The sequence below is a fragment of the Pseudomonas sp. GXM4 genome (assembly GCF_008923895.1).
Taxonomy (GTDB): Bacteria; Pseudomonadota; Gammaproteobacteria; order Pseudomonadales; family Pseudomonadaceae; genus Aquipseudomonas; species Aquipseudomonas atacamensis.
Genome location: NZ_WBRZ01000180.1, coordinates 1 through 11,694, shown reverse-complemented (window position 1 = coordinate 11,694; position 11,694 = coordinate 1). Strand labels below are relative to the sequence as shown.

The window sequence follows — 11,694 nt, the reverse complement described above, 5'->3', positions numbered from 1 at the left end:
CATAGAACTACCCATTGGTAAACACTCTGCTGTCATGTTCAAGACAGCGACAGAAAAGTTGAAAAAGGAAAAGGATCAGATAGCGACTGTGGCTGTTGCCGACATTCGCAGAACATCGCCATCCGGAATGTTTTCGGTTTTTCGTTTCCGCCGGGCCATTACCATGCGATCCGCATAAATCGCTGCCGCCTCAATGACGTGGCCAGCGTTATGATCAGTACCGGCATGCTTCAAGATATACTTGCCAGCAATATCGTCCCAGAATGCCCGTTCATCTTCATATAAAGTCATGATTTATCCTTGTTGTTTTCAAGTTGTTCGCATCCTGCGAGCAACTTGAAATTAAGACAAAGACAAAAGCGAAACAATACTGGCAGGCAGCTTGAGTTGATTCAAAGTGAAACTAGGCGAACAGTTCGCCCTGCAGTTCATCGAGTAATGCCTGGATCGCATCCAGCCGTTGCTGTGGGTCGTCGAGTTGCAGCAGATCGATCTTGTCCTCTTCGGCAAAAGGCAACAGATAGGCAAGCTGATTGGCCAGCGCCTGTTGCCCGGCGGCTTCGGTGCCCATGTTCAACGCCTCGACCATCGGGTGTTCGGCCAGCGCCTTGAGCAGCGCGACCAGGTCGGCGTCCTCGTCCTGCAACGGTTGCTCGGGCTCGTCATCGAGCCACTCGACGTCGGCCAGAATCAGTTGATCGCGCTGCACTTCGGTGCGCAGCACAGTGAAGCGCCGTCCGCCTTGCACGCGAATGCCGAGCAAGCCGTTGTCCTGTTGCTCGAAATCGGTGATCCGCGCCTCGCAACCGACCATTGCGAAACCTTCTGGTGCCACACCGACTTCGCTGCCCTCAAGGATGCACACCACACCGAAACCGACGCCCTGCTTCATGCAGCGGCCGATCATGTCGAGGTAGCGCGCCTCGAAGATCTGCAGATCGAGGTTGCAGCCGGGGAACAGCACCGTGTTCAGCGGGAAAAGCGGCAGACTCATAGACATATCCTTACACCACCATCGACACCGCCAACGGCAGGAACACCGCCGTGGCCACGCCCATCAGACTCATTGCCAGCGCGGCGAACGCGCCGCACTCGTCGTTTTCCTGCATCGCCACCGCCGTGCCGACCGCATGCGCGGTCATGCCCAGCGCCATGCCGCGCGCTTCGGGGCTGTGCACGCCGAGGCGGGTCAGCAGCGCCGGGCCGAAGATCGCGCCAATCACCCCGGTGATCAGCACGAACACCGCGGCCAGCGCCGCCACGCCGCCGATCTGCTCGGCGACCAGCATGGCGATCGGCGAGGTCACCGATTTCGGCGCCATGGTCATCAGGATCATGTGATCGGCACCGAACCACCAGCCCAGCGCCACACCCATGCCCGTTGCGACCACCCCGCCTATCACCAGCGTAGTAAAAATCGGCCAGAACAATTGGCGGATGCGCCGCAGATTCAAATAGAGCGGCACCGCCAGCGCCACCGTGGCCGGCCCCAGCAGAATGCTGAGGATCTCGGTGCTCTTGCGGTACTCCGCGTAAGTCAGGCCGCAGCCGACCAGCACACCGATCACCAACAACATGGAGACCAGCACCGGTTGCAGAAAGATCCAGCGGGTTTTCTCGAACGCCGCCAGCACCAGTTGATAGGCGCCGAGGGTGATGCCAATGCCGAACAGCGGATGATGAATCACCGACGCCCACGCGCCTTGCCAGTCAAACAGCATCAGGACTCCTCCGCCGGCGGCGCGTGACGTTTGACCAGCCGCTGCATGAGCACGCCGGCAAAGGCCATCGACAGAATCAGCGAGACCACCAGCGCGCCGACAATCGCCCAGAAATCCGCAGCAATCGCCGTGGCATACACCATCACGCCCACTGCCGGCGGCACCAGCAGCAACGGTAGATAACGCAGCAGACTGCCCGCTGCCTGATTCAACGGCTCGCCGACTTCACCGCGAATGATCAGGAACACCAGCAACAGCAGCAGCCCGATGATCGGCCCCGGCAATATCGGCAACAGCAAATGATTGAGCGCGGTGCCAAGCAATTGGAACAGCACCAGCAGGGTCAGGCCACGTAACAACATCCGACATCTCCGTCTTACATTTTCAGCCAGCAGGGGCTCGGCATTATAAGCATGCCGGCGCTATGGACCGGCATTCGCCAAAAGCATGGTCGGTTGACCTGAGCAAATCGCCATGATGATCTACAGTGGTTCGCAGGCCGGTCAAATCCGCCCCCTGAAAAACTATAAAACCGATGAACCCAAGGAGAGTCTCAATGCCCTATGTTCCCGTTGCAGAGCTCAAAGATTATGTCGGCAAGGAACTTGGACGTTCCGAATGGCTCACCATCGATCAGGAGCGCATCAACCTGTTCGCCGAAGCCACCGGTGATTTTCAGTTCATTCACGTCGATCCGGTCAAGGCTGCGCAAACGCCGTTTGGCAGCACGATTGCCCATGGTTTCCTGTCGCTGTCGCTGATGCCAAAACTGATGGAAGACATCCTCGTGCTGCCCGAAGGCGTGAAGATGGTCGTCAACTATGGCCTGGACAGCGTGCGTTTCATCCAGCCGGTCAAGGTCAACTCGAAAGTCCGACTGAAGGTCGACATGGTCGAAGTCACCGAGAAAAAACCCGGCCAGTGGTTGCTCAAGGCTACCGCGACACTGGAGATAGAAGGCTCGGACAAACCGGCCTACATCGCCGAGCCGCTGTCACTCTGCTTCGTCTGATCATCCCGGATGCGAAGCAGCGCACGCTGTTTCGCGTCACGTCTGTATATATGCGACGCATAGCTGCGGCATACTCGGTCGCCTAATTGCCCGGATCCCGCTATGCGCTCAATCGCTCGACTTGCACCCCTTGCCCTGACCCTGATCCTCACCGCTTGCGGCGACGGCGAATCGCTGTTGCCGCCGGATGCGCGCCTGCCCGATGGCGGACGCTATCGCGGTGACTTGGTCGACGGCTTGCTGCAAGGTCAGGGCCGCGTCGACTACCCCAACGGCAGCTGGTACGCCGGGGAGTTCGACAAGGGTCAGTGGCACGGGCAGGGCGAATGGCATGGCAGCAACGGCGAGGTCTATCGCGGCCAGTTCCAGCAAGGGCTGTTTGATGGTCAGGGCAGCCTGAGCACCAATGCCAGCAGTTACACCGGTGGCTTCAAGCAGGGCCGGCGCGATGGCGAAGGCACGCTGAAAGAAAACGGCATGACCTATCGCGGCGAGTTCAAGGCTGACCAGTATTCCGGCCTCGGCCGACTGGAAATGGACGACGGCAGCTCCTATCAAGGCCAGTTCGCCCACGGCAAACCCAACGGCGAAGGCCAGCGCGGCGATGCCAGCGGCAATTCGTTCAGCGGGCATTTCGTCAACGGCCAACTGGAAGGCAACGGCACCTACAATAGCGCCGACGGCGATATCTACGTCGGCGGTTTCAAGAACAATCAACTGCACGGCAAGGGCCGCTACGAGAACGCCGACGGCGACGTCTGGCTCGGCCAGTTCAAGGAAGGCGCGCTGACCGGCAAGGGCGAATTGATCGGCGCGGATGGCAGCCATTACATCGGTGTGTTCAATGACTGGCGCTTCACCGGCCAGGGCCGTTTGAACCTCGCCGATGGCAGCTTCTACATCGGCGGCTTCGACAACGACAGCTATTCAGGACGCGGCACTCTGGTGCTGACCGATGGCAGCGTGCTCAGTGGCACCTGGATCAACGGCCAACGCGTGCGCGACGCCGACGGCAAATTGCTCCCCGACACCCTCGAACTCGGTTTGCTCGCCCAAGGCCGGTTGCTGAAGGACGCACTGGCGGCGATTCCCGCTTCGACTCCGGCAGTCGAGTTGTACACCCTGACCCTTGGCGGCGACGGCAAGCAAAGCGTGTTCCTGCGTGAATCAGACTACGTCGCCAACATGCTCAACACGCGCTTCGGCGCCTTCGGCCAGATCCGTCTGGTCAATCATCGCGATCATCTCGGCGACCGGCCGATGGCCACCCGCGAAAATCTGCGCCGCGCCGCGCAAGCCCTTGCCGAACGCAGCGGGCCGGAAGATCTGCTGTTCATTTATCTGACCAGCCACGGCACCGCCGAGCATGAACTGGTGCTCGATCAGCCGCGCATGGAACTGGCCGATCTGCCGGCCGATGAACTCGCCGCCGTGCTCGCGCCGCTGAAGCATCGCGACAAGGTCATCGTGATTTCCTCGTGCTATTCCGGCGGTTTCATCCCGGCGCTGAAAGACGAACGCACGCTGATCATGACCGCCTCGCGCGCCGATCGGGTGTCGTTCGGTTGCTCGGAAGAAGCCAACTTCACTTATTTCGGCGATGCGCTGTTTGCCCAGGCACTGAACCAGACTGACGACCTTGAGCAGGCATTCAAACTGGCCAAGGCGACCGTTGCCGAACGTGAGCTGGCCGACGGCTTCGAAGCCTCGGAGCCGCAGATCTGGGCACCGAAAACCGTGCTGTCGCACTGGCAACTGCTACGAAAACAGCAAGCACGCAAAGCTTTGCACAGCAGCGCATTGAACGACGCGGCGAAAAAAGGCAACTAAGCTGAACAGTATCAAGGGAGAGACACTATGTACTTGACGCCTCAGCACGTATTGCTTGCCGGAGCCACCGGACTGACCGGTGAACATCTGCTCGACCGTTTGCTCAACGAGCCAACGATTACCCGTGTCCTCGCCCCTTCACGCCGGCCGCTGGCCGAGCATCCGCATCTGGAAAACCCGGTCGGCGACCCGCAGGCGTTTCTGCCGCAGCTCAGTGGCCGGGTCGATATCGCCTACTGCTGCCTCGGCACGACGATCAAACAGGCAGGTTCCGAAGAAGCCTTTCGCGCGGTGGATCTGGACATGGTCGTGGCGTTTGCCAAGCGCGCCCGGGAGATGGGCGCACGGCACCTGATCGTGATCAGTGCGATTGGCGCCGATCCGAATTCCTCGGTGTTCTACAACCGGGTCAAGGGTGAAATGGAACAGGCCCTGCGCGCGCAGAACTGGCCGCAGCTGACCATCTGCCGACCTTCGCTGTTACTCGGCGAACGCACCGAACCGCGTCTGGTCGAGCAACTCGCCGGGCCGTTGTCGAAGCTGATTCCGGGCAAATACCACGGCATCGAAGCGTGCCAGTTGGCGCGAGCGATGTGGCGCCTGGCGCTGGAAGAACAGGATGGCGTGCGGGTGATCGAATCGGATGAACTGAGGAAGCTCGGCAAATAATCCATCCACCCATGATGATCGTTCCCACGCTCTGCGTGGGAATGCAGCCATGGACGCTCTGCGTCCTAAAAAGCGTGACGCGGAGCGTCACAGGATGCGTTACCACGCAGAGCGTGGGAACGATCAGTCGCTACAATCCACCAGTCGCTTGAAAACCTACGCCAATCACGGTGAGCAACGACAACGGCAACAACAGCGTATCGAGCAACGCACTGGCCGGCAGGTCCACGCCCGGATAGCTCGGCGGTTCGGCACCGAACCGGTCCATCGCACAGCAGCCGCCGTTCAACGCATACAAATCCAGCCGCGTCCCGGCGTACACCACCGGTGCGCCGGGTTTGGCTGCATCCAGCGTGCGCACGGTAGCGCATCCAGCCAATTGCAGCGCCAGCACAAGCACCAGCAGCTTATTCATCGCTGCTCAGGTGATGCTCGCCCCAACGCGGCAGCATGTCCTGCGGGATGCCGAGCAGATTGAGGATCCGCGCCACAACGAAGTCGATCAGGTCATCGATGGTCTGCGGCTGGTGATAGAAGCCCGGCGAGGCCGGCAGAATCGTCACGCCCAGATTCGACAGCTTGAGCATGTGCTCCAGATGAATGCTCGAGTACGGCGCCTCGCGCGGCACCAGAATCAACTGACGGCGCTCTTTCAGGGTGACGTCCGCCGCGCGCTCGATCAGGTTGTTGCAGGCGCCGGTGGCAATCGCCGACAGCGTGCCGGTCGAACACGGCACCACCACCATGGCTGCCGGCGCGCCGGAGCCGGAGGCTACCGGCGACATCCAGTCTTCCTTGCCATACACGCGAATCTGCCCGGCAGCGGCGCCGGTGTATTCGGTCAGAAAGGCCTGCATCATCTGCGGTTTGTTCGGCAGGGACACGTCGGTCTCGGTGGCCATTACCAGTTGCGCAGCCTTGGAGATCAGGAAGTGCACTTCGCGATCCTCGCGCACCAGGCAATCGAGCAGGCGCAAACCGTACTGCGCGCCCGAAGCACCGGTCATCGCCAGGGTGATGCGTTCCGGGCCACCGGCCTGGGAAAAACTGTTCATTGCAGTGCCTCGGCGAGCTTGCCGTGCAGGCCGCCGAAGCCGCCGTTGCTCATGATCACCACGTGCGTGCCGGGCTGCGCCTGGCTCTTCACGCGTTCGATGATGCCTTCCAGCGAATCGCTGACGATTGACGGCACGGTGCACAGGGCAGCGGTCGCGCCAAGGTCCCAGCCGAGGTTGGCCGGGGCATACCAGATCACTTGATCGGCATCGACCACGCTGTCCGGCAGACCGTCACGGTGGGCGCCGAGCTTCATCGAATTGGAGCGCGGCTCGATGATCGCAATCAGCGGCGCGTCGCCGATGCGTTTGCGCAGGCCGTCGAGGGTGGTAGCGATGGCGGTCGGGTGATGGGCAAAGTCGTCGTAAATGGTGATGCCGCGCACCTCGGCGACTTTCTCCATGCGTCGTTTGACGTTCTTGAACGCGCTCAACCCGGCGATGCCCATGGACGGCACCACGCCAACATGACGCGCGGCGGCCAGAGCAGCCAGGGCGTTGGCGACGTTGTGTTGACCGGTCAATTCCCACTCGACGGTGCCCTGGGACACGCCTTCGAACATCACTTCGAACGCCGAGCCGTCCTCGCTGAGCAGCTTGACCTGCCACTGACCGCCGGCGCCGGTGGTTTGCACCGGGGTCCAGCAACCCATCTCGATCACGCGCTGCAACGCTGGCTCGGTGGTCGGGTGGATGACCAGACCTTCGCTCGGGATGGTGCGCACCAAGTGGTGGAACTGACGTTCGATGGCCGGCAGATCAGGGAAGATGTCGGCGTGATCGAATTCAAGGTTATTCAGGATCGCGGTGCGCGGACGGTAGTGGACGAACTTCGAGCGCTTGTCGAAGAACGCGCTGTCGTATTCATCAGCCTCGATGACAAAGAACGGTGTACCGCCCAGGCGCGCCGATACCGAAAAATTCTGCGGTACGCCGCCGATGAGGAAACCCGGGCTCATGCCGGCATGCTCCAGCACCCAAGCGAGCATGCTGCTGGTGGTGGTCTTGCCGTGCGTACCGGCCACGGCCAGCACCCAGCGCCCTTGCAGCACATGGTCAGCCAGCCACTGCGGGCCGGAGACGTACGGCAGGCCTTTGTTCAGCACATATTCCACCGCCGGGTTGCCACGGGACATGGCATTGCCGATCACCACCAGATCCGGCGCCGGATCGAGCTGCGCCGGGTCATAACCCTGCGTCAGCTGAATGCCCTGGGCCTCGAGCTGTGTGCTCATCGGCGGATAGACGTTGGCGTCGGAGCCGGTGACGTGATGGCCCAGCTCTTTGGCCAACACCGCCATCGAGCCCATGAAAGTCCCGCAGATACCCAGAATATGAATGTGCATAGTCGACCTCGTAAAACATGGCCGCAGGTTAGCGTAGGGAGGGGGAAATGGCACTCTTTAGCTGAGGGGCGGACCTGTTCGACCTGATCGTTCCCACGCTCTGCGTGGGAATGCAGCACGGGACGCTCTGCTTCCCAAAGCGGACGCGGAGCGTCCGGGGAGGCGTTACCACGCGGAGCGTGGGAACGATCCCGTCAGTCAGGCGGAGCGGGCGATGCCGTGCTTGCGAAGCTTTCTGTACAGCGTATTGCGGCTGACGCCCAGCTGTTCAGCGGTATGGCTCATATGCCAGCGTGTCTGCTCAAGCGCATTGAGCAATGCGACACGCTCGGCGTCATCCAGTGGCTGCGCGGCAATCTGCGCAGGCGCAGCCGCCGGTCGCGCCTGCCGAATCATCACCGGTAAATCCTCAACGCCGACCCGCCCGCCATCACACAACGCCGCCAGGGTGCGCAGGACATTGCGCAACTGCCGCACATTGCCCGGCCAATCGAACGCCAGCAGCGCCTGCCGCGCGGCTTCGTCGATCAGAATCGTTTCGCCTCCCGCCTCCTCCGCCAGGAGAAAATCCAGCAACTGCGATTTATCACTGCGCTCGCGCAACGCCGGCAACGCCACTTCCAGCCCGTTCAAGCGGTAATACAGGTCTTCACGGAAACTGCCGTCCTCGACCCGCTCGAGCAAATTGCGGTGCGTCGCACTGATGATGCGCACGTCCACCGCTTGCGGCTCGCCGCCAATCGGCACCACTTGCCGATCTTCCAGCACACGCAGCAAGCGCGTCTGCAACGCCAGTGGCATGTCGCCGATTTCGTCGAGGAACAAGGTGCCGCCATCGGCCTGTTGCAGCTTGCCGCGCATGCCGTCCTTGCGCGCGCCGGTGAAGCTGCCGCCGCGATAGCCGAACAGTTCGCTCTCGATCAGGCTTTCCGGAATGGCCGCGCAATTGAGTGCGACGAAGGCATTGCCGCAGCGCTGGCTGGCCTGGTGCACAGCCTTGGCGAACGCCTCTTTGCCCGAGCCGGTTTCGCCGTTGATCAACAGCGGCACGTCGCGCTCGAACACGCGCAGGGCTTTGCGAAATTCCGCCTGCAACGCTTCATCGCCGAGGCAGATGCCGGACAGGCGTGGCGCTGGAGCAGTGATTGGCGTTGGAACAATGGCTGTCGGCTTGCGCGATTCGCCGCGCAACACGGCAAACAGATGCCGGCCATCACGGGTGCGCAGCGGCCAACTGGCGCTGGCGTTGGCACTCGCGCGGCCAAGCAGGTCATCCAGCGAACAATCGAAAAACGCTTCCACCGGTTTACCGAGCAAACCACCGCGAATATGCCCGAGCAGGTTCAGCGCGCTCTGGTTGACTGCGCTGATCCGCCCTTCGCCGTCAAACGCCAGCAGCCCTTCACTGAACAGGCCAACGGACTCGGCCTGCAGATGAAAACGCAGCAACCATTGATTATCGAAACAGCGCAGGAAGTAGCAGCTCTCGATCATCTTCGCCGACAGATTGACCAGCGCCATGGTGTGGAACTGGCTCTGCCGCGAGACGTCCGGCCGCGCCGAAGAGACATCGAGTACCGCCAGCAATTCACCATGGGGATCGAACACCGGGCTCGCCGAGCAGGTCAGCCCGGTGTGGCGGCCGCGAAAGTGTTCGTCCTGGTGAATGGTCAGCGCCTGACGCTCGACCAGGCAGGTACCGATGCCGTTGGTGCCTTCGCAGGCTTCGCTCCAGTCAGCACCTAGCCAGAGCCCGGCACGTTCGAAAATCTTCCGTTCGGCCGGTGCGGTGACGCAGTTGAGGATCACACCGCGCGCGTCAGTCAGCAGCACCGCATGGCCGGCGCCGGAGAGCTGCTGATGCAGGCTGCTCATCTCGGTGCCGGCGATTTGCAGCACTTGTTGCAGACGTTCGCGACTTTCCAGTACTCGGCCATGCTCAAGCACGGTCGGCGCCATGGTCACAGAAGGATCGAGGTGATAGTCCTCAAGGCAACGCAGCCACGAACGGGCGATCGACGGATCGGCGCCGGGGCCGTGCACGTGCGGTTTGCCCTGGGTGACGGTGAGAACCTGGCGGGCATGGCGACTCAAATGGTTGTCGTGCATTTCTTATTGTTCTCCCCGAGAGGTCGACGCAATCCTGTGTAGGAGCTGCCGCAGGCTGCGATCTTTTGATCTTGAAAAACAAAAGCAAAAGATCGCAGCCTTCGGCAGCTCCTACCGGATTGCTGTTGGCTGAGGATCCCTCAGCCACCCGCGCATTGCAATGCTGGCAAGACCGCCCGGTCACGGGCTGTGCCGCAAGCGGTACAAATTGTCACGGGCGCTGTACCGAAACCGTCACGGCGCCACTCCATTCGTCCGAGACAAACCGGCCAAGCCCTTGATTTGCCTGACCTGCACGGCAGTGGCCCGGCCCTTGCTCTACGCTTATAGCAAGCGCACTTGCGCGTTTCTCTAATAAGTACAAAGCCAAGGAGAACATCATCATGCGTTACGCCCACCCCGGTACTGACGGCGCCAAAGTCTCGTTCAAGAGCAAGTACGGCAACTACATCGGCGGCGAGTTCGTCGCGCCGGTCAAAGGCCAGTACTTCACCAATACCTCGCCAGTCAATGGCCAGCCAATTGCCGAATTCCCCCGCTCCACCGCCGAAGACATCGACAAGGCGCTGGATGCTGCCCACGCCGCCGCCGATGCGTGGGGCGCCACTTCGGTGCAGGCGCGCTCACTGATCCTGCTGAAAATCGCCGACCGCATCGAAGAAAACCTCGAACTGCTGGCGATCACTGAAACCTGGGACAACGGCAAAGCCATCCGCGAAACCCTCAACGCCGACATCCCCCTGGCCGCTGACCATTTCCGTTATTTCGCCGGTTGCCTGCGCGCTCAGGAAGGCAGCGCTGCGGAAATCGACGGTAACACCGTGGCCTACCACATTCATGAACCGCTGGGCGTGGTCGGCCAGATCATTCCGTGGAACTTCCCGCTGCTGATGGCCGCGTGGAAACTCGCGCCAGCGCTGGCCGCCGGTAACTGCGTGGTGCTCAAGCCTGCCGAGCAAACCCCGCTGGGCATCTGCGTGCTGATGGAACTGATCGGCGACCTGCTGCCGCCGGGCGTGCTCAACGTCGTGCAGGGCTTCGGCAAAGAAGCCGGCGAAGCACTGGCGACCAGCAAACGCATCGCCAAGATTGCCTTCACCGGCTCGACCCCGGTCGGCTCGCACATCATGAAATGCGCAGCGGAAAACATTATTCCATCGACCGTCGAACTGGGCGGCAAGTCGCCGAACATCTTCTTCGAAGACATCATGCAAGCTGAGCCGAGCTTCATCGAAAAAGCCGCCGAAGGTCTGGTGCTGGCATTCTTCAACCAGGGCGAAGTGTGCACCTGCCCTTCCCGCGCGCTGGTGCAGGAATCGATCTATGACGAATTCATGCAGGCAGTGATGAAGAAAGTCAGCCAGATCAAACGTGGCGATCCGCTGGACACCGACACCATGGTCGGCGCCCAAGCGTCGGAGCAGCAATTCGACAAGATCCTCTCGTACCTGGAAATCGCCAAGGGCGAAGGCGCGGAACTGTTGACCGGCGGCAAGGTGGAAAAACTCGAGGGCAGCCTGGCCACCGGTTATTACATCCAGCCGACCCTGCTCAAGGGCACTAACAAGATGCGCGTGTTCCAGGAAGAAATCTTCGGCCCGGTGGTGAGCATCACCACTTTCAAGGACGAAGCCGAAGCCCTGGCGATTGCCAACGACACCGAGTTCGGCCTCGGCGCCGGCCTGTGGACCCGCGACATCAACCGCGCCTACCGCATGGGCCGGGCGATCAAGGCCGGTCGCGTGTGGACCAACTGCTACCACCTCTATCCGGCGCATGCCGCATTCGGCGGTTACAAGAAGTCCGGCGTCGGGCGTGAAACCCACAAAATGATGCTCGACCATTATCAGCAGACCAAGAACCTGCTGGTGAGCTACGACATCAATCCGTTGGGATTCTTCTGATCCTGCAATGCTGATCGTTCCCACGCTCCGCGTGGGAATGCCTCAACG

12 protein-coding genes are annotated in these 11,694 nt (G+C 61.3%); 4 read left to right on the top strand and 8 right to left on the bottom strand.

The window, feature by feature from the left end:
• Positions 1 to 75: 75 nt before the first annotated feature.
• The 4 genes from F8N49_RS19770 to F8N49_RS19755 all read right to left on the bottom strand — a co-directional run bounded on the left by F8N49_RS19770 (position 76) and on the right by F8N49_RS19755 (position 2,083).
• Complete coding sequence (locus F8N49_RS19770; protein ID WP_024014458.1) at positions 76 to 291, bottom strand: hypothetical protein; 216 nt, start codon at positions 289 to 291, stop codon at positions 76 to 78.
• 112 nt (positions 292 to 403) lie between these two features.
• A complete protein-coding gene (locus F8N49_RS19765; RefSeq protein ID WP_016773014.1) occupies positions 404 to 994 on the bottom strand; it encodes an LON peptidase substrate-binding domain-containing protein in 591 nt (196 codons plus the stop codon).
• 10 nt (positions 995 to 1,004) lie between these two features.
• On the bottom strand, positions 1,005 to 1,721 hold the full coding sequence (locus F8N49_RS19760) for an LrgB family protein (protein ID WP_016773013.1): 717 nt from the start codon (positions 1,719 to 1,721) through the stop codon (positions 1,005 to 1,007).
• Positions 1,721 to 2,083, bottom strand: a complete 363-nt coding sequence (locus tag F8N49_RS19755; protein WP_016773012.1) for a CidA/LrgA family protein — start codon at positions 2,081 to 2,083, stop codon at positions 1,721 to 1,723. The genes F8N49_RS19760 and F8N49_RS19755 overlap by 1 nt, the downstream gene beginning before the upstream one ends.
• 194 nt (positions 2,084 to 2,277) lie before the next feature.
• On the opposite strand from F8N49_RS19755, the gene F8N49_RS19750 reads away from it, so the two are divergent.
• The 3 genes from F8N49_RS19750 (at position 2,278) to F8N49_RS19740 (ending at position 5,232) form a co-directional block, all read left to right on the top strand.
• The gene (locus tag F8N49_RS19750; RefSeq protein WP_016773011.1) at positions 2,278 to 2,733 is read left to right on the top strand and encodes a MaoC family dehydratase; all 456 of its coding nucleotides are present in this window, start codon (positions 2,278 to 2,280) and stop codon (positions 2,731 to 2,733) included.
• Positions 2,734 to 2,835: 102 nt separating this feature from the next.
• Positions 2,836 to 4,563: a C13 family peptidase gene (locus F8N49_RS19745; RefSeq protein ID WP_151552215.1), complete on the top strand. Its 1,728-nt coding sequence runs from the start codon at positions 2,836 to 2,838 to the stop codon at positions 4,561 to 4,563.
• A 27-nt stretch (positions 4,564 to 4,590) separates the two neighbouring features.
• Positions 4,591 to 5,232, top strand: a complete 642-nt coding sequence (locus tag F8N49_RS19740) for an oxidoreductase (RefSeq protein WP_016773010.1) — start codon at positions 4,591 to 4,593, stop codon at positions 5,230 to 5,232.
• A gap of 130 nt (positions 5,233 to 5,362) precedes the next feature.
• Here the strand turns inward: F8N49_RS19740 and F8N49_RS19735 are convergent, their stop codons facing one another.
• The 4 genes from F8N49_RS19735 to F8N49_RS19720 form a co-directional block, all read right to left on the bottom strand.
• Positions 5,363 to 5,647: a YceK/YidQ family lipoprotein gene (locus F8N49_RS19735; protein ID WP_151552213.1), complete on the bottom strand. Its 285-nt coding sequence runs from the start codon at positions 5,645 to 5,647 to the stop codon at positions 5,363 to 5,365.
• On the bottom strand, positions 5,640 to 6,287 hold the full coding sequence (gene ubiX, locus F8N49_RS19730) for a flavin prenyltransferase UbiX (protein WP_071173708.1): 648 nt from the start codon (positions 6,285 to 6,287) through the stop codon (positions 5,640 to 5,642). The genes F8N49_RS19735 and ubiX overlap by 8 nt, the downstream gene beginning before the upstream one ends.
• Positions 6,284 to 7,633, bottom strand: coding sequence for a UDP-N-acetylmuramate:L-alanyl-gamma-D-glutamyl-meso-diaminopimelate ligase (gene mpl / locus F8N49_RS19725; RefSeq protein ID WP_016773007.1), 1,350 nt, complete (start codon positions 7,631 to 7,633; stop codon positions 6,284 to 6,286). The genes ubiX and mpl overlap by 4 nt, the downstream gene beginning before the upstream one ends.
• A gap of 198 nt (positions 7,634 to 7,831) precedes the next feature.
• A complete protein-coding gene (locus F8N49_RS19720; protein WP_151552211.1) occupies positions 7,832 to 9,742 on the bottom strand; it encodes a sigma-54-dependent Fis family transcriptional regulator in 1,911 nt (636 codons plus the stop codon).
• 383 nt (positions 9,743 to 10,125) lie between these two features.
• Between F8N49_RS19720 and F8N49_RS19710 the strand changes: the two genes are divergently transcribed.
• Positions 10,126 to 11,646: an aldehyde dehydrogenase family protein gene (locus tag F8N49_RS19710; protein WP_024014465.1), complete on the top strand. Its 1,521-nt coding sequence runs from the start codon at positions 10,126 to 10,128 to the stop codon at positions 11,644 to 11,646.
• Positions 11,647 to 11,694: the final 48 nt, after the last annotated feature.